Annotated in this window: 20 protein-coding genes; 8 read left to right on the top strand and 12 right to left on the bottom strand. The window is 66.3% G+C overall.

Going from position 1 to position 22,367, the window contains the following annotated elements; translation table 11 throughout:
- Positions 1 to 696, top strand: a complete 696-nt coding sequence (locus tag QQJ84_RS11840; RefSeq protein WP_284258410.1) for a response regulator transcription factor — start codon at positions 1 to 3, stop codon at positions 694 to 696.
- Positions 693 to 2,018 (top strand): ATP-binding protein, encoded by a 1,326-nt coding sequence (locus QQJ84_RS11835; protein ID WP_284258409.1) that lies wholly within the window; start codon positions 693 to 695, stop codon positions 2,016 to 2,018. The genes QQJ84_RS11840 and QQJ84_RS11835 overlap by 4 nt, the downstream gene beginning before the upstream one ends.
- Positions 2,019 to 2,220: 202 nt before the next feature.
- On the opposite strand, the gene pgmG is transcribed toward QQJ84_RS11835, so the two are convergent.
- The 5 genes from pgmG to QQJ84_RS11810 are packed head-to-tail and all read right to left on the bottom strand — an operon-like array spanning position 2,221 to position 8,787.
- Positions 2,221 to 3,624 (bottom strand): phosphoglucomutase/phosphomannomutase PgmG, encoded by a 1,404-nt coding sequence (gene pgmG / locus QQJ84_RS11830; RefSeq protein WP_284258408.1) that lies wholly within the window; start codon positions 3,622 to 3,624, stop codon positions 2,221 to 2,223.
- 7 nt (positions 3,625 to 3,631) lie between these two features.
- Positions 3,632 to 4,507: a UTP--glucose-1-phosphate uridylyltransferase GalU gene (galU, locus tag QQJ84_RS11825; protein WP_284258407.1), complete on the bottom strand. Its 876-nt coding sequence runs from the start codon at positions 4,505 to 4,507 to the stop codon at positions 3,632 to 3,634.
- A gap of 50 nt (positions 4,508 to 4,557) precedes the next feature.
- Entirely contained in the window at positions 4,558 to 5,538 is a 981-nt protein-coding gene (locus QQJ84_RS11820) for a protein-L-isoaspartate O-methyltransferase family protein (RefSeq protein ID WP_284258406.1), read from the bottom strand.
- Positions 5,525 to 7,957 (bottom strand): spermidine synthase family protein, encoded by a 2,433-nt coding sequence (locus QQJ84_RS11815; protein WP_284258405.1) that lies wholly within the window; start codon positions 7,955 to 7,957, stop codon positions 5,525 to 5,527. The genes QQJ84_RS11820 and QQJ84_RS11815 overlap by 14 nt, the downstream gene beginning before the upstream one ends.
- On the bottom strand, positions 7,954 to 8,787 hold the full coding sequence (locus QQJ84_RS11810; RefSeq protein ID WP_284258404.1) for an alpha/beta fold hydrolase: 834 nt from the start codon (positions 8,785 to 8,787) through the stop codon (positions 7,954 to 7,956). Before QQJ84_RS11810 ends, QQJ84_RS11815 begins: the two co-directional genes overlap by 4 nt.
- A 77-nt stretch (positions 8,788 to 8,864) precedes the next feature.
- Between QQJ84_RS11810 and QQJ84_RS11805 the strand changes: the two genes are divergently transcribed.
- Complete coding sequence (locus QQJ84_RS11805; protein ID WP_284258403.1) at positions 8,865 to 9,590, top strand: SDR family oxidoreductase; 726 nt, start codon at positions 8,865 to 8,867, stop codon at positions 9,588 to 9,590.
- Here QQJ84_RS11805 and QQJ84_RS11800 read toward each other — a convergent pair.
- The 5 genes from QQJ84_RS11800 to hrpB form a co-directional block, all read right to left on the bottom strand.
- A complete protein-coding gene (locus tag QQJ84_RS11800; RefSeq protein ID WP_284258402.1) occupies positions 9,563 to 10,825 on the bottom strand; it encodes an MFS transporter in 1,263 nt (420 codons plus the stop codon). The genes QQJ84_RS11805 and QQJ84_RS11800 overlap by 28 nt on opposite strands.
- 7 nt (positions 10,826 to 10,832) lie before the next feature.
- A complete protein-coding gene (locus QQJ84_RS11795; protein ID WP_284258401.1) occupies positions 10,833 to 11,423 on the bottom strand; it encodes a phosphatase PAP2 family protein in 591 nt (196 codons plus the stop codon).
- Positions 11,424 to 11,431: 8 nt separating this feature from the next.
- Positions 11,432 to 12,403: a quinone oxidoreductase family protein gene (locus QQJ84_RS11790; protein ID WP_284258400.1), complete on the bottom strand. Its 972-nt coding sequence runs from the start codon at positions 12,401 to 12,403 to the stop codon at positions 11,432 to 11,434.
- The gene (locus QQJ84_RS11785; RefSeq protein WP_284258603.1) at positions 12,400 to 12,858 is read right to left on the bottom strand and encodes a methylated-DNA--[protein]-cysteine S-methyltransferase; all 459 of its coding nucleotides are present in this window, start codon (positions 12,856 to 12,858) and stop codon (positions 12,400 to 12,402) included. The genes QQJ84_RS11790 and QQJ84_RS11785 overlap by 4 nt, the downstream gene beginning before the upstream one ends.
- A gap of 133 nt (positions 12,859 to 12,991) precedes the next feature.
- Positions 12,992 to 15,385 (bottom strand): ATP-dependent helicase HrpB, encoded by a 2,394-nt coding sequence (hrpB, locus tag QQJ84_RS11780; protein WP_284258399.1) that lies wholly within the window; start codon positions 15,383 to 15,385, stop codon positions 12,992 to 12,994.
- Positions 15,386 to 15,430: 45 nt separating this feature from the next.
- Between hrpB and QQJ84_RS11775 the strand changes: the two genes are divergently transcribed.
- The 3 genes from QQJ84_RS11775 to QQJ84_RS11765 all read left to right on the top strand — a co-directional run bounded on the left by QQJ84_RS11775 (position 15,431) and on the right by QQJ84_RS11765 (position 19,194).
- Positions 15,431 to 17,326, top strand: a complete 1,896-nt coding sequence (locus QQJ84_RS11775; protein WP_284258398.1) for a protein-disulfide reductase DsbD family protein — start codon at positions 15,431 to 15,433, stop codon at positions 17,324 to 17,326.
- Positions 17,327 to 17,392: 66 nt separating this feature from the next.
- Positions 17,393 to 18,925, top strand: a complete 1,533-nt coding sequence (locus QQJ84_RS11770) for an MDR family MFS transporter (RefSeq protein WP_284258397.1) — start codon at positions 17,393 to 17,395, stop codon at positions 18,923 to 18,925.
- A 107-nt stretch (positions 18,926 to 19,032) separates the two neighbouring features.
- Positions 19,033 to 19,194 carry a hypothetical protein gene (locus QQJ84_RS11765; RefSeq protein ID WP_284258396.1) on the top strand — a complete coding sequence of 54 codons (162 nt, stop codon included), beginning with the start codon at positions 19,033 to 19,035 and terminating at the stop codon, positions 19,192 to 19,194.
- A gap of 66 nt (positions 19,195 to 19,260) precedes the next feature.
- Here QQJ84_RS11765 and rdgB read toward each other — a convergent pair whose 3' ends face one another.
- A complete protein-coding gene (gene rdgB, locus QQJ84_RS11760; RefSeq protein WP_284258394.1) occupies positions 19,261 to 19,857 on the bottom strand; it encodes an RdgB/HAM1 family non-canonical purine NTP pyrophosphatase in 597 nt (198 codons plus the stop codon).
- A complete protein-coding gene (locus QQJ84_RS11755; RefSeq protein WP_284258393.1) occupies positions 19,854 to 20,441 on the bottom strand; it encodes a YqgE/AlgH family protein in 588 nt (195 codons plus the stop codon). The genes rdgB and QQJ84_RS11755 overlap by 4 nt, the downstream gene beginning before the upstream one ends.
- 105 nt (positions 20,442 to 20,546) lie before the next feature.
- On the opposite strand from QQJ84_RS11755, the gene QQJ84_RS11750 reads away from it, so the two are divergent.
- Both QQJ84_RS11750 and QQJ84_RS11745 read left to right on the top strand, forming a co-directional pair.
- The gene (locus tag QQJ84_RS11750; protein WP_284258391.1) at positions 20,547 to 21,026 is read left to right on the top strand and encodes a peroxiredoxin; all 480 of its coding nucleotides are present in this window, start codon (positions 20,547 to 20,549) and stop codon (positions 21,024 to 21,026) included.
- A gap of 257 nt (positions 21,027 to 21,283) precedes the next feature.
- Positions 21,284 to 22,366 carry a glycosyltransferase gene (locus tag QQJ84_RS11745; protein WP_284258389.1) on the top strand — a complete coding sequence of 361 codons (1,083 nt, stop codon included), beginning with the start codon at positions 21,284 to 21,286 and terminating at the stop codon, positions 22,364 to 22,366.
- Position 22,367 lies beyond the last annotated feature (1 nt).

Raw genomic sequence — 22,367 nt, 5'->3', positions numbered from 1 at the left:
ATGAGCAGCGAAGGGGCGCATATTCTCGTCGTTGATGACGAGCCCAGGCTGCGCGGCCTGCTGAGCCGCTATCTCATCGAGCAGGGTTTCCGCGTGACCATGGCGGACTCCGCGGCGCAGGCGCGTGACAAGCTGCGCTTCATGGATTTTGACCTGATGGTGCTGGATGTGATGATGCCCGGCGAAAGCGGGCTGGAGCTGACCGGCGATCTGCGCGGCGAGCGGGCGCCCGACATGCCGATTTTGCTGCTCACCGCGCGCGATGCGCCGGAGGATATCATCGCCGGGTTCGAGGCCGGGGCGGATGATTATCTAGGCAAGCCCTTTGACCCGCGGGTGCTGCTGGCGCGCATCCGCGCCATGCTCCGCCGCGCCCAGCCGCCGCCGCAACCCGCCGGCCCGCTGCAACTCGGCGACAAGATGTTTGACGCCTCGCGCGCCGAGCTGGTGGGGCCCAACAGCCGGGTGCGGCTGACCGGGGCCGAGCTTTCCCTGTTGCTGGCGCTGGCCGCCCGGCCGCACGAAATTCTCTCGCGCGAGGCGCTGGCCGTGGCTCTGGGGCTGGACGATGTGAACGAGCGCGCCATCGACGTGCAGGTGACAAGGCTGCGCCGCAAAATAGAGCCAGACCCGCGCGAGCCGCGTTTTCTGCACACCGTGCGCGGCAAGGGCTATACCCTGAAGCCGGGATCATGAAACTAAGGCCAGGCGGGTTTTCGGCTGACCGGGTGTTGCGCAAATTCCTGCCCCGCAGCCTGCTCGGCCGCTCGCTGTTGATCGTGCTGGTGCCCCTGGTGCTGCTGCAGGGTGTTGCGCTGCTGTTATTTTATGGCAACCACCTGAACGAGCTTTCCCGCCGGCTGGCCGGAGGGGTGGCCGGAGAGGCCGGTTTCATGATCGATGAAATTGACCGCGCGCCGGACATGCGCAGTCTGATCATCCAGGAAACCGACAGATATTTCCAGTTCACCACCGTTTTTCTGCCCAACCAGGTGCTGCGCCATCTGCCCCCGCCCGATGCGCCCGGCCCGGTGGATGACGACCTCGCCCGCGCGCTGGGGCAGGAAATGCACCGGCCCTTTAATGTCGCGTGGAACACCGCGCCGGATTTCATCCGGATCAACGTGCAGATGGTCGATGGTGTGCTGAGCATCGATGTGCCGCGCAAGCGCCTCTACATCGGCACATTCTACCTCTTCCTCATCTGGCTCATCGGCACGGCGGGGCTGTTGTTTGGTATCTCCGCGCTGTTTTTGCGAACCCAGGTGCGCGGCATCACGCGCCTCGCCACGGCGGCCGAAGCCTTTGGCATGGGCCGCGACCCTGGGCCGATCAAACCCGAGGGCGCCATCGAGGTTCGCCGCGCCGCCACCGCCTTTAACCGCATGCAGGAGCGCTTGCGCCGCTTTCTGGCGCAACGCACCATCATGCTGGCCGGCGTGTCGCACGATCTGCGCACGCCGCTCACCCGCCTGCGGCTCTCGCTGGCGATGCTGCCCGAGGTTGAACCCGGCGAGATGGCGGAGATGACCGGCGACATCGCGGAAATGGAACAGTTGATCGCCACCTATCTCAGCTTCGCGCGCGGCGAAGGCAGCGAGCAGGCTGTGCCAACCGATGTGGCGATGTTGCTGGAGGATGTGGCCGCCGCCGCGCGCCGGGCTGGCGCCACGATAGAGATCGGCGCGCCGGAAGGGCTGACCGCGACGCTGCGCCCCGAAGCCATGCGCCGGGTGTTGACCAACCTCATCGACAACGCCCGCCGCCACGCCGCGCATGTCTGGCTCAGCGCCGCCATACACGGCCGCACCCTGCGGGTCAGCATCGAGGATGACGGACCAGGCATCCCCACCAGCCAGCGTGAAACCGTGTTCCGCCCGTTTGAGGCCGCCTCCCCCGGCGGCACCGGCCTCGGCCTCGCCATCGCCCGCGATATCGTCGGCGCGCACGGCGGCGACATCTTCCTTTTTGACCGCCCCGGCGGCGGCCTGCGCGTCGTCATCGAACTACCGGCATAAACCCCGCCCCGGCGCGCGGTTTAAGGTTGGCCCGCTTGGCGGACCAACCTTAAAGTCATTCGGCTCTGGCCATTTTTCTGAGGGCGATTCACGCTTTCGGCTCGCTCGGTTGAGCGAACCTCAAACGATCGCACTAGGTGTTTTACGATCAATTTCATTGGTTTAGCTTGAATCGGGTGATTCAAGTTAAACCAATATTGATCTAATGCCCCGCGTTGGCGCCGGAGAAATCAGGCGCCAGGCCGGAGGCCGCGAGCTGGCCCGCCAGCTCCGATTTGAGCCGCGACAACCCCGCCTCCGAGGTGCTTTCCGCCCGCGCCACCAGCACCGCCTGGGTATTGGAGGCGCGCAGCAGCCACCAGCCGTCCTCGGTGTTCACGCGCACGCCATCGGTGTCGGAGACCGTTTCCCCGCTGGCCTTCAGCCGCGCGGCAACTTCCTTCACCACCTCGAATTTCCGGTCTTCCGCGCAATCGAACCGCAGCTCCGGCGTGTTCACCACATGCGGCAGGCTGGCGCGGAACTGCGCCACGCTCTCATGCGACCGCGCGATCACCCCCAGCACGCGCACGGCGGCATACAGCGCGTCATCAAACCCATACCATTTGTCGTTATAAAAAATATGCCCCGACATTTCCCCCGCCAGCGGCGAGCCGAGCTCGGCCATCTTGGATTTGATGAGCGAGTGCCCGGTCTTCCACATCAGCGGCTTGCCGCCGGCTTTCGCCACCTCGTCAAACAACACCTGGCTCGCCTTCACATCGGCGATGATCGTCCCGCCCGGGTGCTCGCGCAAAACATCGCGCGCCATCAAAATCAAAAACTGGTCGCCGAAGAGGATATTCCCCTCATTGTCCACCAGGCCGATCCGGTCCGCATCGCCATCAAAGGCCACGCCCACATCCGCACCTTCCTTGCGCACCGCGTCGATCAGCTGTTCCAGATTCTTCGGCACGGTCGGGTCCGGGTGATGCGCCGGGAAGGTCCCGTCGATCTTGCCGTTCAAAACCTTGTGCCTGCCGGGGAGTTTTTTCACCAGCTCGGCCAGCACATCGCCCGCCGCGCCATTGCCGTTATCCCAGACCACGTTCAGCTTCTTCTCGCCGTCCCAATCCTGCATGATCCGCGCGATATAAGCCGCCGACACATCCTTTTGCGTCACGCTTCCTTCCGCCGCGGCCACAACCTCGCCCGCCGCCGCCCGCTTGCCCAGGTTCAAAATATCCTGGCCGAAGAACGGCTTCTTGCCCAGCATCATCTTGAACCCGTTGTAGTTGGACGGGTTATGGCTCCCCGTCACCATCACGGCGCCATCCGTTGGCTCGGTGAAGGCGGCGTAATAGAGCATCGGCGTCGGCCCCTGGCCGATGGAGATCACCTCCGCCCCGCTGGCCATCAGCCCTTTTATCAGGGCCGCCTCCAGCGACGGCGACGAGAGCCGCCCATCGCGCCCCACGGCGATCTTGCGCCCCCCCGCCTCGGCGACGATGGAGCCGAACACCCGCCCGATGGCAAACGCATCCGCCTCATGCAGCGTCTCGCCGACAATGCCGCGGATATCGTACTCGCGCAGCGAGCTGGTGTGGAATTTATGGGAAAAACTCATTGCAGCCTCACGCGTTCACATAATTTTTCAGGAACCCACGCACCGCGTCGGCCATCTCCGGCCGCGCCAGCGCGAAGGCGATCTGCGCCTCCAGGAAGCCGATCTTATCACCGCAATCAAAACGCTTGCCCTCGAACTTCAGCCCATGGAAGGGCGCATGCCCGATCATCTTGGCCATCGCATCGGTGAGCTGCACCTCATTGCCCGCCCCGCGCTCCATCTGCGAGAGATAGGTGATAACCTCCGGCAGCAGCACATAGCGGCCGATGATCGAGAGGTCAGACGGCGCATCCGCCGGCGCCGGTTTTTCCACCAGCCCGGTCACTTCCACGCGGTTGCCGTGGGTCTCGCCGATTTTCAGGATACCATAGCGGTTGGTCTGCTCGCGCGGCACCTGCGTCACCGCCACCACATTGCCGCCGGTCTCATGATACACATCGGCCAGCTGCTTCATGCAGGGGGTCTTGCTCAACACCAAATCATCGGGCAGCAAAATCGCGAACGGATCATCGCCGATGAAGGTGCGCGCGCACCAGATCGCATGGCCCAGCCCCAGCGGCACCTGCTGGCGCACGGTGGAGATGGAGCCAGGCGGCATCGCCTCTGAGCGCAACAGCTGCAACGCCTCGCCCTTGTTGCGCTCCGCCAGCGTGGCTTCCAGCTCGAAGGCAATATCGAAATGGTCGATCAGCGCGGTCTTGCCCCGCCCCGTCACCATGCAAAACTGCTCAATCCCCGCCGCGCGCGCCTCATCCACCGCGTACTGGATCAGCGGCATGTCCACGACCGTCAGCATTTCCTTCGGCATCGCCTTGGTCGCCGGCAAAAAGCGGGTGCCCAGACCCGCCACCGGCAATACGGCCTTACGCAGTGGTTTTATCAAGAAACCTCTCCCTTAACTTTCAAACCTTGTTTCATTCCAATCAACCGCGCTTACGCCGGCGTGGCGCTCGCCTGCGCCGCCGGCACCTTCATCATCGCCCCCGTCATCGGGATAAAGAAGCATCCCATATCGCGGCGGGAATGGATCTTCCCCGTGGCATCTTTATGGTAGACATAAAAAACCTGCCCCTGCTTGAACGGCTGCCCGATCGGAATAATCATCCGCCCGCCCGGCTTGAGCTGCGCGAACAATGCCGGCGGCGCATATTGGGCGGCGCAGGTCACGATGATGATATCAAACCCGTCCTTCTGCTCGGGCCATCCATAATAACCATCGCCGACCTTGGTGGTTACATTGTCATAGCCCAGGGGCCCAAAAATTTGCTTCACCGCATTGCCGAGCGGCTCGATGATCTCGATGGAATACGCATGATCCACAATCCGCGAGAGCAGCGAGCTCTGGAAGCCCGAGCCGGTGCCGATCTCCAGCGAAATCTCGCCAGGCTTGGGCGCGATCACCTGCGTCATATACGCCTGCCCCAGATAATCCGAGAGCGCCGAGCCATACCCCAGCGCCCATGGCTTGGCCGGCTGGTCATAGGCATCGCCGCAGGTGGAGCGGTGTTCCTCGTAGTTATAATGATAATACTCGCGCGGCAGCGCCTGGAAGGCCGCCAGCACCAGCGGGTCGGCGCTGCCCAGCCGCAGCTTCAAATAAGCCTCGATCGCCGCCATCGCCGCCGGTTTGCGCGCCTGGATGGCGCTGAACTGCTCATCGGTGACGCTCACCTTCCGCCCGGAAGCCGCCATCGCCGCCTCGAACGCCGCCCTGTCCCAGGGCTTGCCGTTGGGCGTCATCGGCACGCTCAGCGTGGTGGCAACGGGCGCTCCGGGCGCTGCCGCCGCGGCGGGCGGGGGCGCCTGGGTTGTGGCGGCCGGGGCGGCATTGCTGGCCAGCGCGGGCATCGCGGCCAGCGAGGCCGCACCCGCGATTAAACCACGGCGGCTGATCTTTTCGTTAAACTGAACCAAACTTTCTCTCTCTCTCGCACGCGGGGAAACTCAATGCGGCGATCCCATACATCACAATCGCGCCGCCTAAAACCGCATGCAAGCCGATATTGCGCAACATCAGGTTGGCGAGCGGCGTCGCCACAACCGAAAACGCGCCGTTCAGCCCCCAGGCCCAGGCCAGATAAAATTTCTGCTCCTCCTGTTCCAGCCCGAGCGGAAACGGCAGCCCCATGGCCAAACTCACCGGCGCCATCGCCCCCACCACCAGCACCGCCTTCAGCCCAAACGCCAGATCGCTCCCCGCCAGCGCGCCGGGGCTGAGCATCATCGCCGCCCCCGCCCAAACCAGCACCACCAGCGCCGTGCCCAACACCGCGCGAGCGGGGCGCGCGCTGAACCTGCCGGAGATGAAACTCCCCAGCCCGGAGAATATCAGCATCGCGCTCAACACCAGCGAGAACCCCGCCGCCCGGTCATCCAAAAACGCGCTCGCCCGCTCGATGCCGAAAATCTCCAGAAACAAAAACCCCAGCGCCAATGCAGGAAAATAAATAACAGACCGCGCCAGCGCGACCCTCGCCCCGCCCGCCTGCCGTGGCGCCGCCAGCGGCACCAGCAGCACCAGCAGCGCGATCACCCCCGCCTGCGCCAGCACCGCCAGGTTCACCAGCGCGCCGATCTCCGCCTGCGGCAATATCTGCACCCGCGCCAGCAGCAGCGAGAGTTTGCCCAGCCGTAAAATCGCGTAAAACGCCGGGCGGTCATCAGTCACCGGCCGCAGGTCAAACGCCCGCGCCGATACGCTCGGCTGCCCCGCCAACACGTCACCCGCCTCGTCGGCGATCGAATCATCGGCGCCGAAAGATGTCACCGTATCGTCATTGAACGACACCGCAGGCAGGTCATTATACAAATTATCCCGCGCGGCGGTCACGTCGATGCCCTGGTAATACGAGACATCGAACGAGCGGTCATTACACCATTTTAATAAAGCGCTGATCTCACCGGCGTTGAACGGCGTATTGCTCACCAATATCCGCGCGTTCCACGCCGAGCGGTAAACCACCACATGCGCCTGCGGGTCAGCAACCCCGCGCAGCGCCAGCGCCGCCTTCACGCTCGCCAGCATCCGTAGCGCATAAGCGGGGAAATCCTCGATCGACACCGGCACCGAGAGCACGCCGCCCGGCCTCAGCGCCCCCAGATCAGCCGCGAACCCCTCGGCCGACACCGCATAAACATTCGCTGGCGCCGCATCCATGAAATCGGCGGAAATATCGATCACATCAAATTTCCGTGCGCCCGCCTCCGCCGCACCCGCCACCGCCGCGCGCGGCGGCATGTCCTCAATGCTCACTTGCGCATCCGCCGGATAGGCCGGCGAGCCGCCAAGGCCATGCTTCAGCGCCCGATACAACACCGGCTCCGGCTCCAGCGCGGTCACATGCGCCGCCCCCAGCGCCAGCACCTCCGCGATGCGAAACCCGCCCGAGGCCCCCACCAGCAGCACATCCGGCCTGGCCACCAGCGCATAGGGCAGCGCATCCAGCGCGCCGGGCGCATAGCCGCTCGCCACCCCCCCTGGCCTGGGCAGGCTGGCGATGCGAATGCCATCGCGGTACAGCCCATAGCTGCGCGGCGGATCGGCATAGCCCAGCATCGCCGCATCGTTGGAAATATCGTCATTCACCCGCTCGGTGAAATCATCGAGCAGCAGATATTCCCCCTGCGGCCGCTCCACCTGCGCCAGCACCTTCGCCCCCGGCGTATGCAGCGGCGGATACACCGGCTTATACGGGCTCACCGCCGCCTGCGGCCCCAACGCCAGCAACAGCTCCGCCCCCGCCAGCACCACCAGCGCCGCCACCCCCGCGCGCACCCGGTATTTCCCGACGAACCACGCCGCCAGCGCCAGGGCGGGCAGCAGCACCGGCACCAGCTCAAAGGGCGGCACCAGAAACATCAGCCCCAGCACCAGCACCGCGCCCACCCCCGCCCCGGTCAGATCCGCCGCGTATACCCGGCCGATGGACTGCGCGTTGGTGACGAAGCTCAATGAGATAAACAGCCCCGCGCCGAAGAAAAACGGCAGCAGCGCCACATAATACAGCCCGATATTCGCAAGCTGCGGCAAATAGGTCGCCGGGTTCTGCAACTGCAACGGGTTGAACGGATTGATGATCGCCGCGAAATATCCCAACGCCCCGCTTGCCACCAAAACCGCGGGCAAAATCGCGAACAGCCCCGCCGCGCGCTTCACCAAAAATTCACGCGCCAGCGCCAGAAACACGCCGGAGAAGGCGAACCCCACCATCACGATGGAAATCACCCAATACCCGTAATCAGACCAGCTCGCGACGGCAAAATAGCGCGTCAGCGCGGTCTCCATCCCCACTGCGGCGGCGGAGACGAGGAACAGCGGCAGATACTTTATCACCAGACAGAATTTTTCAAAAAATGACCCATCAACGCGTTGAAGCGGGGCGCCTCATCCACAAAAAGCGCATGGCCTGCTTTGGGGAACACCGCAATATGTGTGTGCGGCCGGTCGCGCTGCAAATTCTCTGCCTGCGCCTCCAGATGCGGGCGCACCACATACAACACCGGCACATCGCTCGAGAGCAAATCCGCCTTCCATTGCTCACGCGGCACCGGATAGCGCAGCAGCGCCTGCGCATCGGCCTCCGGCAGCCGCAAACAGGTCTGCGTCAGCCGGTCCAGATACGCGGGGGACTGCCTGGTCTCGAACATCCCGCACACAAACTGATACATCTTCGCATCACGGCTCAGCACCGGCCCCGGATGATACGGCCCCCATACCGGCGGCGGGTTCTCGCCCACTGAATTATCGATCAGCACCAGCCCGGCCAGCTTCGCATCGCCGTCCTGGTGGATATAGGCCAGCGTATCCAGCACCCCGAGCGACCAGCCCGCCACCACCACCCGCCCCGGCAGCCGGTCCAGCAACTCGCCGATATCCTCCCCGCGCCGCACCGGATCATACCCGCCATCGCTCACCTGCGAGCGCCCCTGCCCGCGCGGGTCAAACGTCACCACCTGATATTGTTTGCTGAAATACCTGGCCTGCGGCGCGAAAATCCACCCCGGCATGGTCCACCCCGGCACAAACACGATAACCGGCGCCCCCTTCGGCCCCACCTCGCTATAATGCAGCCGCGTGCCGTCCGAGGCGTTGAAATAATAATCCCGTGCCCGCCCCGGCCCGGCGAGGCCGCAAAAAACCACGAGCAGGAGCAAAAACCGCATGCCCCAATCTGCCCCCCGCGGCGTGTGACCTGTCAAATCAATTCAGCGGCCTTGCGCCACCCTGGAAATGAAATAGCATGGGCTCCACCCCCCAGGCCAAGGACCCATATGCCCCATCCGCCGCTTATACCCGCGACTGCATGAGCCAGATCGTCATCGGCGCCTCCGGCGGTCTCGGCGCGGCTTTTCTCCAGGCGCTCGGCCCCACGGCGATTGGTTTCTCGCGCACCAGCACCCCGCCGCTGAACCTTGAGGACGAAGCCTCCATCGCCGCCGCCGCCGCCGCCAGCCTCGGCCGCCCGCCCACCCTCATCATCGATGCCACCGGCTTTCTGCATGGCGGCGGCTTCATGCCGGAGAAAACCTTCGCCGCCCTCAGCCCGGAACACATGGCGCGCTCCTTCGCCATCAACGCCATCGGCCCGGCGCTGCTGCTCAAACATTTCCTGCCCCTGCTGCCGCGCGGCGAGCGTGCTGTGTTTGTCAGCCTCTCGGCCAAGGTCGGCAGCATCGGTGATAACCAGTCCGGCGGCTGGTACAGCTACCGCGCCGCCAAGGCCGCCCTTAACCAGATCATCCACACCGCCGCCATCGAGCTGCGCCACAAGCGCCCTGATGCGATCTGCCTCGCCATGCACCCCGGCACGGTCAGCACGCCGCTTTCCGCTCCCTTCGCCAAAACCGGGCTGAACGTGCGCCCGCCCGAGGAGGCCGCGGCCGGAATGCTCAGTGTCATCTCCCGCCTCACCCCCGCCGATTCAGGCAAATTCCTGGCCTATAACGGCGCCGAACTGCCCTGGTGAACCCCGCTACGCACGACCCTGAAAATCCACCACGCCACCAGCGCATTCCCCGCCGCCACCCCCAGCAACACAGCCGGCGCGCCAACCCCCCTGGCGTAGAGCAGCGCCGTAATCCCCGCCGCCAGCACGCTCGCCAGCGCGTTCATCACGTTATTCGCCCCCACCATCCGCGCCCGGTGCGAAGCCGCCGAGCGCTCCTGCAACAGCACATACAGCGGCACCGAGAACGCCCCCCCGCACACCGCCAGCAGCAGCAAATCCACCAGCATATGCCACCCCGCAAAACCGCCCAGCACCGCCGCCACCGTGCCCAGCTCCCCCGCCCGCAGCGCCGTGAGTGCAAAGTCAGCCGTGAAGACTGAAACCCCCACCCCCGCCGCCGCCACATAATCCACCAGCGACGCATCCTCCACGAACCGCGCCACCGCGAGCGAGCCGATCCCCACCCCCACCGCGAACACGCCCAGCATCAGCGTCACCACATGCCCATCGGCATGCAGAACCTGGCGCGCCAGCGTGGGAAACGCCGCCAGCAGCGTCGCCCCCACCGCCCAGAACCAGCTTATCCCATAAATCGCGAACCACACCGGCGCATTCTCCCGCGCCAGGCGCACCAGCGCCCAGGTCTCGGCGGCAAAATTCCACCCCGGCCGCAGTTGCGGCTGCGCGCTCGGCGCCAGCGGAATCCGGTACGCCGCCAAAATCCCCAGCGCCGCCACGCCCAGGCACGCGCCCGAGGCCGCCAGCGCGCCATCGGGCAGCAACAAGAGCACGCCCCCCAGCACGGTGCCGAGCAATATCCCCGTAAACGTCCCCGCCTCCACCAGCCCGTTGCCCGCCACCAGCTCCTCGCCGGCCAGATGATCCGGCAAAATCCCGTATTTCAGCGGCGAGAAAAACGCCGCCTGCACCCCGAGCCCGAACAGCACCGCCAGCAGCACCCCAAAATTCCCGCTCAAAAACCCCCAGCTCGCCAGCGCCATCAGCCCCAGCTCCCAAAATTTCACCCAGCGGATCACCCGGGATTTCTCATTGGCATCGGCGATCTGCCCGGCGGTGGCCGAAAACACCGCATAGGGCAACAAAAACACCCCGCCCGAGAGCGCCACCACCACCGGCCCCAGATGCGTCAGGCGGAACAGCGCCAGCACCACCAGCGCGTTCTTGAACATATTGTCGTTCATCGCGCCCAGCGCCTGCGTCCAGAACAACGGCGCGAACCGCCGCGCGCGCATCAGCTCCCTAAGCATCGCGCCGCATCAGCACCAGCGTGCCCCAGGCGGAGAGCATGCCCACCAGCAACCCCGCCAGCACATCGCCCACATAATGATAATTGGCCCCCACCAGCCCGATCATCACCAGCAATATCACCCCGGCCCAAACCACCCGCCCGCGCGGCGCCAACACCCACAACACACATAAAGGCGCTGAAACATAAGCCGTATGCCCGGAGGGAAACCCGCCATAATAAATCGCATCCGTAAACGGCCGGAACCCGTAAACCCCCGCCTTCAGCCACGCCCAGGGCCAGGACCGGCCAAAAACCCACTTCAACTCATCCTTCGCCGCGCAAGCCACCACAGCCGCCAGACTCATCAACAACCAAACCCGCCCCACCGGCCCCAGCCCGCCCCACCGGCGCAACGCCGCAACCAGCAAAACCACCCCAGCCCCCGGCAAGGCCAGCAGCGAAGGCATCGCCAACCCCTGAAACACCCACCGCCACCGCGCCAACCCCGCGCAATACAACGCCACCGGGCGGTCCAGAAAAACCACGGCAAGCACAGTGGCGGCGGCCAGGAACAGGGCAAACAGCCCCTCCCGGCCCAGCACGTCTGTTTTCAGGGCAACAACACCGTGCTGCCGGTGGTTTTGCGGGCTTCCAGCGCCTCATGCGCGGCGGCGGCATGTTCCAGCGGGAAGGTCTGGTTCACCTGTATCTTCACGATCCCCGAGGTCACGGCGTTGAACAGGCTGGCGCTGGCGGCGCGCAGGTCGGCGGCGGTCGCGGTATAGGTGGCGAAGTTCGGCCGGGTGAGGAACAGGCTGCCCTTGGCCGCGAGCAGGCCAATATCGAACGGCGGCACGGGGCCGGAGGCATTGCCGTAACTCACCATCATGCCCAGCGGCGCCAGGCAGTCCAGGCTGGCGTTGAAGGTATCGCGGCCCACGCTGTCATACACCGCGGCCACCATCGCCCCGCCGGTAATCCGTTTCACCTCGGCCGCCAGCCCGCTATAGCCGACAATCGTGTGCTTCGCCCCGTTCGCGGCGGCCAGCGCGGCCTTCTCGGGGGTCGAGACCACCCCGATGACATTCGCGCCGATATGGCTGGCCCATTGGCAGATGATCAGCCCGACCCCACCGGCCGCGGCATGCACCAGAATATTCTGCCCCGCCTGCACCTTAAAAGTGCGGTGCAGCAGATATTGCGCGGTCATCCCCGCGAGCATCATCGCGGCGGCGGTTTTGCAGTCGATACTTTCGGGCAGCTTCACCAGCCGGTCGGCGCCGATCACGCGCTCGGTGGCATACGCGCCGAGCGGCCCGCCGGCATAGGCCACGCGCTCGCCTGGGCGCAAATCCTGCACCTCCTCGCCCACCGCGAGCACAACGCCCGCGCCCTCCATTCCCAGGGTCGCCGGCAGCTGCGTCTTATAAAGACCGGTGCGGAAATACACGTCGATATAGTTCAGCCCCACCGCCTCATGGCGGATCAACGCCTCGGCCGGCCCCGGCTGCGGCGTGGGCACCTGCTCCCACTTCATCACCTCCGGGCCGCCGACGGCATGAATTCTAATCGCTTTGCTCATCGGCTTTTGGCTCCGGCCAGTTTTTCCAGTTCCAGCAATGCGCGCTTGGTGACCAGCCCTTCGCCGCCGGAGTAGCCCCCCAGGCCAGATGTGCCAACCACGCGGTGGCAGGGGATCAATATCGGGATCGGGTTGGCCGCGTTCGCCCCCCCGGCGGAGCGCGCCGAGCCCCCGGCCGCGGCGGCGATATCGCCGTAGCTGCGCGTCTCCCCCGCCGGAATCCGCCGCAGCGCCGCCCACACCTTCTGGCGATACGCGCTGCCCGCCGGGTTCAGCGGCAGATTATCGGGCAGGCCCTCACCATCAAAATACGCCTCCAGCGCCGCCTTGGCGCGCACCAGCACCGGGGAAGGCTCCTGCACGCTTCCCCACCCCCATTCCAGGGCGACGATTTTTTCGTCCTCCGCGAACAGGGTGAGATCGCCGACCGGCGAGTGCATGGAGAGACTGGGCATGGTTTGCACGCTAATCTTTGCCCCCGCCCGGATCAAGCATCTTGCGCGCCCCACAGCCACACCCTCGCGTCACCCCTCTCTCGTCACCCCCCATCGTCATGCCAGCGAAAGCTGGCATCTCCACCCCCATCCCCTACCGCCAAGGCTCCTCCGGCCAGTCATGCCGCGGATACCGCCCGCGCATATCCCGCCGCGCATCCGCCCAGCCGCCGCGCCAGAACCCAGCCAGATCCGCCGTGATCGCAATCGGCCGCCCGGCCGGCGAGAGCAGCGCGATCTGCAGCGCCACCTTGCCCCCCGCCAGCTTTGGCGTCGCATCCAGCCCGTAGAACGCCTTTGCCCGCGCGGCGGCGACCGGCACCGGCCCGGTGTAATCCACCCGCACCTCGCCATGCGGCAGTTTGAGCGCCACGGGCAGCTCCTTATCCAGCCGCTGCGCCTGCTCGCGCGTCATCATGCCGCGCAGCACCGCGGCCAAATCGACGGTTTTCACCTCGCGCAGATGGCTCATCCCCGCCAGATAAGGCGCCAGCCACGCCTCAACGCCCTGCGCCAGCGCCGCGCGCGACAAATCAGGATAGTTCGGGTCCACCCCGCGCATCACCGCCACCCGGGCGCACAGGTTTTCCGCCGCCTCGCTCCAATCCAGCGCCTCCAGCCGGGAGGACACCGCCTTCGCCAGCGCCGCCTGCACCTCGTCGGGCTCCGGCGGCAGATATTTATCCGTGAGTATCAGCGCGCCCAACCGCACCCGCTCGCGGACCAGAATACCGCCGCTGGCCGGATCAAACCCTGACTCCCGCACCCGCCTGCACCGCGCCCGCAGCACCGGCGGCAGATCCTCCGCATCCAGCCCCGCCGCCAGGCGTATTTTGGCCCCCTTGGCCTCCAGCGAGGCCACCACCAGCAGCCGCGCCCGCCGCAACGGGTCGGTCGCCCCCAGCGCGCCGCTGCCCCCGCCTGATAACCTATAAGACCCCGGCTCCCCCCGCGCCTGGCCGATGCGGTCTGGAAACGCCGCCGCCAACAGCGCCCCGGCATCGCCAACCCCCGGCATCGCCCCCACGCCCAGCCGGTTGCGATAAATTTTTGCTCCCTGGCGCACCCGTGCCAGCCCCGCCCTGTCGCCCTCGATTTTCCCCGCCAGCGCCTCCAGCCGGAGCGCGATATCCGCCGAGGCATCACGCCCCAACACATCCCGCTCCTCCAATATCGCCGCAATATCCGCCGCCAGCGCGCGCTCGGCCTTGCTCTCCCCCGCCAGCATCATCGCCGCCAGCCGCGGGGCGGCACGCAGCCGCGCCATCTCGCGCCCCAGCGGCGTAATCCGCCCGCCTGCCTCCAGCGCCCCCAGCTCCTCCAGCAGCGCGCGCGCCACCTTCGCCGCCCCCGGCGGCGGCGCGTCCACAAACGGCAGGCTCTCGCTCTTCTCGCCCCAGGCCGCGCAGGCCAGCTCCAGCGCCGAGAGCTCCGCCTCCAAAATCTCCGGCGTCTCAAACCCCGGCAACCCCCGGTGCAGCGCCTCGGACCATAGCCGTATCGCCACCCCCGGCCCTTGCCGCCCCGCGCGCCCCGCCCGCTGCACCGCCGCCGCGCGGCTTATCCGCAAGGTCGCCAGCCGCGTCAGCCCGCTCGCCACATCCAGTTTGGGCGCGCGGCGGAACCCGCCGTCGATCACAATCCGCACGCCCGGAACCGTCAGCGATGTCTCAGCAATCGAGGTCGCCAGCACCACCCGGCGCTGCTCATGCTCGCGCAACGCCAGATCCTGCGCCGCCGGCGATAAATCCCCATGCAGCGGCAACACCAGCGCCGGGGCACCCTGCAACGCCGCCTGCGTGCGCCTTATCTCCGCCATGCCCGGCAGAAACACCAGCACATCGCCCTTATGCGCCACCAGCGCCTCGCGCACCGCCTTCGCCGCGGCCTCCGGCAGCTCGCGCGCGGTGGGAATATCGCGTTTGCTGTGGCTCACCGCCACCTCATGCATCCGCCCGTCGCTCTCGATCACCGTGGCCTCCAGCAGCCCTGCGATCTTCTCCGCCTCCGCCGTGGCCGACATCGCCAATATCCGCAGCTCCGGGCGCAATGTGCGCTGCAAATCCAGCACCAGCGCCAGGCCGAGGTCCGCATCCAGGCTGCGCTCATGCACCTCGTCGAATATCACCAGCGCCACCCCGCTCAACCCCGGGTCGGCCAGCAGGCGGCTCGTCAGCAGCCCCTCGGTGATCACCTCCACCACCGTCTCGCCTGAAACCGCGCTCTCCAGCCGGGTGCGAAACCCCACCCGCTGCCCCACGGCCTCGCCCAAAATCCCCGCCATGCGCTGCGCCGCTGCCCGCGCCGCCAGCCTGCGCGGCTCCAGCAGCAGAATTTTGCCCTCCACCCCCGCTTGCATCAGCGCCAGCGGCACCAGCGTGGTCTTGCCCGCGCCCGGCGGCGCCACCAGCACGGCATTGCGCCCTTGCGTCAGCAGACAATCCAGCAGCGCCGGGAGCACATCATTCACGGGTAAATCTTCGGTCATCGCCCCCGGATACCACCACAAGCCCAACCGTGCGATATTCTCCCCATGCGCGCCCTGCTCCTGTTGTTCCTGCTCCTCCCCGGCCTTGCCTTCGGGGCCGCCAGCAATGTTTTCACCACCCCGCGAGACTCCGTCCGCCTCATCTCCGCCAGCAACACCGGCCCTGATGTGCAGCTCGCGCTGCAATTCCAGCTCGCCCCCGGCTGGCATATCTACTGGTCCAACCCGGGTGACGCCGGTTTCCCCCCCGGCATCACCGCCGCCGCCCCCGCCAGCTTCGGCCCGCTCGGCTTCCCGCCGCCGGAATTATTCCACCAAGGCCCGGTCACCGCCTATGTGCTCCCGGGCAATGTGCTGCTGCCGTTCATGGCCCATAACGCGGGGCCAGCCATCACCGCCAGCGCCGCCTGGCTGGTCTGCGCCAATATCTGCATCCCCGAGCACGCCACCTTCACCCTGCCGCTCACCGGCGGCCCCGCGCCCGAGGCCGCGCTCTTCACCGGCCCCAAAACCATCGCCTCGCCCTTCCCGGCCACTATCGCGCCGGATGGCACCCTCACCCTCACCGGCCCCACCGCCGCCCAGGTCGCCGCTGCCCATTTCTTCCCCGCCGCGCCGGGCATGCTGGAAAACGGCGCGCCGCAGCCGCTCGCCTTCACCGCCACCGGCCTCACCCTCGGCCTCACCCTGCTGCCCGGCCATCCGCCAATCACCGGCCTGCTCGAACTCACCGACCCCTCGGGCGCCACCCAGTCCCTCACCCTGGCGCCCGCCCCCGGCCCTGCGCCCATACACCCGCCCTATCTGCTGCTGGCCTTCCTCGGCGGGCTGATCCTTAATTTCATGCCCTGCGTCTTTCCCATCCTGGCGATGAAGGCCGTGCTCATGTCGCGCCTGGGCGGCGTGGACACCAAAATCCGCCACGAGGCATTCGGCTACACATTCGGCGTCCTCGCCACCATGCTCGCCATGGGCGCCACCCTGCTCGCCCTGCGCGCGCTAGGCGCCGCCGCCGGCTGGGGCTTCCAGTTCCAGTCGCCCATCTTCGTCGCCCTCATCGCCTGGGTCATCTTCGCGCTCACCCTCAACCTCGCCGGGCTGTTCGTGCTCTCCGCCCCCGCCGCTTTGGGCCGGCTCCCGGTCCAGCACAGCATCTCCACCGGGGCGCTGGCCGTCATCGTCGCCACGCCGTGCAGCGCGCCGTTCATGGGCACCGCCGTCGCCGCCGCCCTCGCCGCACCGCCGTTAACCGCGCTCGGCATCTTCCTCAGCCTCGGCCTCGGCCTCGCCGCACCCTTCCTGATGCTCGCCAGCATCCCCCGCCTGGCGCGCCTCATCCCGCGCCCCGGCCCCTGGATGCTCTACCTGCAACGCGCCCTCGCCATCCCCATGGCCGCCACCTTCGCCTGGCTCGCCTGGGTGCTGTTCCACCAGACCGGCATGCAAGGCTTTCTCCTGCTGCTGCTTGGCGCCGCCATCCTCGCCCTGGCGCTCATCCGCAAGCCGCTGCGCCCGCTGGCCCTGGCGCTGCTCCTGCTGCTGCCCCTGCTGCGCACCCAGGCCGCCGCCCCGGCGCTCACCCTGCCCGGCGCAATGCCCTACACCGCCGCCCGCCTCGCCCAGCTGCGCGCCGCAAAAACCCCGGTCTTCATAGACCTCACCGCCGCCTGGTGCGTCACCTGCCTGGTCAACGAGGCCACAACCCTCAAAAACCCCAGCGTGAAAGCCGCCTTCGCCGCCACCCGCACCGCCCTGCTCATCGGCGACTGGACCAATAAAAACCCCGCCGTCACAGCCCTGCTCGCCGCCAACCACCGCGACGGCGTGCCCCTCTACCTTTATTACGCTCCCGGCGCGGCCACCCCGCTCATCCTCCCGCAAATCCTCCGGCCGGACGCCGTGCAATCCGCGCTTGGGCTTTCCGGGAAATTAGGTTACTAGCGTACCAACCAGAAATCATCAGCAAGGTTCACGGCAATCACGGAGACGCATCCCACCCCGCCCGCCATGACCGAGACCCGCCGCACCCTCATCACGGTTTGCGTGGTCCTGGCCACATCGCTGCAGGCGCTGGACGCCACCATCGCCAATGTCGCCCTGCCCTACATGCAGGGCGCGATGTCAGCGAGCCAGGAGGAGATCAACTGGGTTCTCACCAGCTATATCGTCGCCGCCGCGATCATGACCGCCCCCACCGGCTTCCTCGCCGCCCGCTTCGGGCGCACCCGTTTTTTCGTCGTCGCCATCGCCGGATTTACCGTGGCCTCCGCGCTGTGCGGCATGTCGCAGAGCCTGGCCGAAATCGTCATCTTCCGGCTCCTGCAGGGCATGTTCGGCGCCGCCCTGGTGCCGCTCTCGCAGGCTGTGCTGTTTGATATCTACCCCATCGAGCGCCGCGGCCCCGCCATGGCGCTCTGGAGCATGGGCAGCACGCTCGGCCCCGTCATCGGCCCCATGCTCGGCGGCTGGCTGACGCAAAATTTCTCCTGGCGCTGGGTGTTCTATATCAACGTCCCGGTCGGCCTCTTCGCCGGCCTCGGTCTGTTGCTTTTTTTGCGCGAAACCAAATTCGACAAACAGACCAAGCTCGACTGGACCGGCTTCGCCGCCCTCAGCCTCGCCATCGGCGCCTTCCAGGCCCTGCTTGACCGCGGCGAAATGCTCAACTGGTTCAACTCCTACGAGATCATGACCGAAGCCTGCCTCGCCGGGCTTGGCCTCTACATCTTCTCGGTGCAGTCAGCGCTCTCGCCCAAACCCTTCCTCACCCTGGCGCTGTTCACCGACCGTAATTTCCTCATCGGCCTGGTCTTCATCTTCACCATGGGCAGCATCATGTTCGCCACCCTGGCCCTGCTGGCGCCCTACCTGCAGGATATGATGAACTACCCCGTCATCACGGCCGGCATCTACCTCGCCCCGCGCGGCATCGGCACCATCGTGGGCCTCATCCTCTGCGGCCGGCTGCTGGCGCGCAATGTCAGCGTGCGCCTGCTCATCGCCACCGGCCTGATCTGCGGCGCCTACGCGCTGGATATGATGATGCACTGGACCCCAAGCACCGCCCCGCGCAGCCTCGTCATCGCCGGCATCATCCAGGGCTTCAGCTTCGGCTTCATCTATGTGCCGCTCGCCACCACCACCTTCGCCACCCTGCCGGCCGAGCTGCGCACCGAGGCCGCAGGCATCTTCGCCCTCATGCGCAACCTCGGCAGCTCCATCGGCATCTCGGTCACCGGCGCGCTGCTGGTCACCAACGCGCAGATCAACCACGCCATCCTCGCCGCCCGCATCACCCCGTTTGACCGCACGCTGCAAACCGGCGCCGCGCATCAGTTCCTCAACCCCGCCACCAGCCAGGGCGCCGCCCTGCTCAACGCCGCCATCGACCAGCAGGCCACCATCATCGCCTACAACAACGACTTCAAACTGATGCTGATCTTCTCGATCGCCGCCCTGCCGCTGCTGCTGTTTATCCGCACGCCGCGCACCGTGGTCCTGCAATCCTCCTCCGCCGCGCCGCACCCCGAGCCCGCATAGGCGCCCCCGCCAGCCAGCCTGCCGTTAAGGAGTATTTACCTTACGGAAACAAGCATGCAACAGTGCGGGACTATAAGAACAGGGTGGATAGAAGGAGGGTCTTTCTAATGCGTCGAATTCTTTGGGCCATAGTCATATTGTCGCCGTTTTTCGCGCTTGCCCAGAACGACCGGGTGTCGCCTTCATCGATTAAACAATTCGCCAGCGCCGTGGTGCAGACGACCTCGAATAAAATCGCCGACCTGGTGGTGCCGCTTATAAATGGCTAGCCATTGATGAGCGCGATTCACGCTTTCGGCTCGCTCAGATGAGCGAACCTCAAACGATACTCTAAATCAACGCCCCGGGGGCAATAACCGCGCCGCCACCTGCGCGAACGCCTGCGCCCGGTGGCTGATCGCATCCTTCGCCGCGCCTCCCAGCTCGGCATAAGTCTGCTCATACCCATCGGGCACAAACACCGCATCATAGCCAAACCCGCCCTCGCCGCGCGGCGAGGGCGCAATCACCCCGTCCGCCTCGCCGATGAACGTCGCGGTCGTGCCATCAGGCTGCGCCAGGCACAGCGCGCACACAAACCGCGCCCGCCACTCCCCCGCCGCCGCGCATGCCGCGATGATCCGCGCGAACGCCGCCCCGTAATCCCCCGCCGCATACCGTGCCGAGAACACCCCCGGCTCGCCCCCCAGCGCCGCCACGCACAGCCCGGAATCATCGGCCAGCGCCGCAATCCCCGCCGCGCGCGCTGCCGCCCGTGCCTTCAATTGCGCATTCCCGGCAAAATCATCCGCCGTCTCGTCCGGCTCGGCCAGGCCCATCGCCCCGGCGCCCACCGCCGCAATCCCCAGCGGCGCCAGCAGTGCTGCAAACTCCTTCAGCTTCCCCGCGTTATGCGTGGCGATCAAAACCTGTTCCGGCCCGCGCGCGCTCACGCCCGCCCCGCCTCATGCGAGAGCATCCCCGGATCAATCCGCAGCTTCGCCAGCGCCCGCTGCCATTTGGTCAGATACGCCGTGTCATACACCAGCGCCTCATCAGCCGGCACGCTCAGCCATGAATTCTGCCTGATCTCCTCGTCAAGCTGCCCCTCGTCCCAGCCCGCATACCCCAGCAGCAACCGCGCCTGGCTCGGCCCGCCGCCCTCCGCCAGCGCCTGCAACACCTCCAGATTCGCCGTCAGCACATAATCCCCATCCACCGCCATGCTCCCCTCGGTCACCCAATCGGGCGAATGCAGCACAAACCCGCGTGAATCCTCCACCGGCCCGCCCGAGCCCACCCGGATCTCGCGTTTCGGCGGCACCGGCTCCACGCCCAGCTGCGCCAGCAACGCGGCAAACCCCGGCGCCTTCACCGGCCGGTTCAACATCACGCCCATCGCCCCCTCGGCCGTGTGCGCGCAAACAAAAATCACGCTCTGCACAAAACGCGGATCCTGCATCGAGGGCATCGCGATCAGCAATTGCCCCGTCAGCCAGTCCGGCTCGCCCAAACCTTCAGTTTCTCGCTTCGTCATAACCCCAACCATATAATCGCAGCCCCGCCCCCGCCAGCCCCACCTTCACGGCCCGTAACACTTCGTATAGGTAGGCACATCTATTTGGAAACAAGGGCCAAGTGCATGATCAAAACCGGTGACAAAATTCCAGCCATGAAACTCATGGCCGCCACACCCGAAGGCCCGCGCGAGGCCGACACCGCGACCCTCTTCGGCCCCGGAAAGGTCGTGATGTTCGCCGTCCCCGGCGCCTTCACCCCCACCTGCTCGGCCAAACACCTCCCCGGCTTCGTCGAACACGCCGCCGAATTCAAAGCCAAGGGTGTCGAGCGCATCATCTGCATGGCCGTCAACGACGCCTTCGTTCTCGGCGCCTGGGCCAAGGAACATAAAGCCTGCGATGCCATCACCTTCCTGGCCGACGGCTCGGGAGCCTTCACCAAGGCCCTCGGCCTCGAGCTTGACCTCTCGGCCCGCGGCCTCGGCATCCGCAGCCAGCGCTTCGCCCTCATCGCGCAGGACGGCATCGTAACCCACCTCGCCATCGAAGAACCCGGCGGCTTCGACATCAGCCGCGCCGAGGCCGTGCTCGAGGCGCTCTGAACCTGGTGTAAGTGAGGCCAAGGGGGCTCCGCCCCTTGGAATCCCGCTAAGGGCTAGCCCTTGGAACCCTCTAGTTAAGGGTTTTGGGTGGGAGGGGTAACTCGCCTGCCCAGACCGATGCAAATAACCACAGGCCCAACCGGGCGAATTACCCCTCCCACCCAAAACCCTTATTAATGGATTGCAAAGGCGAGCCTTTGCTGGGGGGTCCAGGGGGGCGAAGCCCCCTTGGCCTTCCTTAACCAAGGACCAAACGCTTGAGCATCACCCTCACCGTTGTCGTGCCGTGTTTCAATGAACGGGCCAATGTGGCGCCGATGGTTGCGGCGTTGGATGCGGCGTTGGCGGGTCTCGCGTGGGAGGTCGTGTTTGTCGATGATGACAGCCCCGACGGCACAGCGGCGGCGGCGCGCGAGATCGCGCGGCATGACCCGCGGGTGCGCTGCATCCGCCGGATCGGGCGGCGCGGGTTGTCCTCGGCGGTGATCGAGGGGGCGCTGTCCTCCTCGGCGGACTATATCGCGGTGATCGACGGTGATTTGCAGCATGATGAAACCCGCCTGCCCCTGATGCTCCAGGCCGTCGCGAACGGGGCGGACATGGCGGTCGGCTCGCGCCATGTCGAGGGCGGGGATTCCGCGGGCCTCTCATCCCCCCTGCGGGTCAAACTCTCCGAGACCGGCATCCGCGTGGCGCAGCTGGTCACCAGAACCAGCATCACCGATCCGATGAGCGGTTTTTTCCTGCTGCGGCGCGCTTTGTTCGAGCAACTGGCCTCGCGGCTCACCGGCCAGGGCTTCAAAATTTTGCTGGATCTCATCCTCGCCGCGCCATCGCGCCTCAACATTGCCGAAATCCCCTATAAATTCCGCCCCCGCACCGCGGGCGAGAGCAAGCTGGACGTGCTGGTTCTGGCCCAGTTCGCCGGATTGCTGATTGACAAACTGCTCGGCGGCGCGGTGCCGCTGCGCTTCATCTCCTTCGCGCTGGTCGGCGGCTTCGGCGTGCTGGTCAACCTGCTGGTGCTCCAGCTCGCGCGCTCCACGGGGCTGGATTTCGCAACCTCCCAGACCATCGGCACCATCGTCGCGATGATCGCCAATTTCCAGCTCAACAACCAGCTCACCTACCGCGCCCAGCGGCTCAAGGGTCCGCGCGCCTGGCGCGGCCTGGTGCTGTTTTTGGCCGTGTGCAGCCTGGGCGCCATCGCCAATGTCGGCATCGCGCGCGCCCTGTATGCCGAGAACGGCTCCAGCCTGTTCTCCGGCGCCGCCGGCGCGGCCATCGGCGTGGTCTGGAACTACGCGGTCTCCGCCACGCTGGTCTGGCGCGTGCGCTAGC

The organism is Acidocella aquatica (assembly GCF_030160635.1).
GTDB classification, from domain to species: Bacteria; Pseudomonadota; Alphaproteobacteria; order Acetobacterales; family Acetobacteraceae; genus Acidocella; species Acidocella aquatica.
The sequence above is the reverse complement of the archived record's forward strand: the minus strand, read 5'-3'. Positions and strand labels throughout refer to the sequence as shown.